We start from the raw sequence: 249 nt of genomic DNA, 5'->3' as shown, positions 1-249 counted from the left end.
ATATCTAAATCTTTTTTCGACTTTCCAATCTATATTGATATCTATTAATTTTGAGAGTGAATCTTTTGAACGTTGTGACTCTCTAAACAGATATGTTTCTCCACCTTTTCTATTTACTGCATTAAATCCTAGGATTTGATTTGTGAAACTATCTTTTTCACATTTTCTAGTTGAGAAGTTATTAATTGTGTCTTTATATAAATAAGTATTATCTTGACCACTTTGATTATTGTCTTCTAATGCTTTAAT

General features: G+C 26.5%; 1 protein-coding gene. It reads right to left on the bottom strand.

Annotated features, from left to right (window positions below; translation table 11 throughout):
- Nucleotides 1-249: hypothetical protein (locus AMO19_RS08410; RefSeq protein ID WP_179850476.1), on the bottom strand; the 249-nt coding region annotated here is incomplete at both ends.

Source organism: Prochlorococcus marinus (assembly GCF_001180245.1).
In the GTDB taxonomy this organism is placed as follows: domain Bacteria; phylum Cyanobacteriota; class Cyanobacteriia; order PCC-6307; family Cyanobiaceae; genus Prochlorococcus_A; species Prochlorococcus_A marinus_F.
The sequence above is the reverse complement of the archived record's forward strand: the minus strand, read 5'-3'. Positions and strand labels throughout refer to the sequence as shown.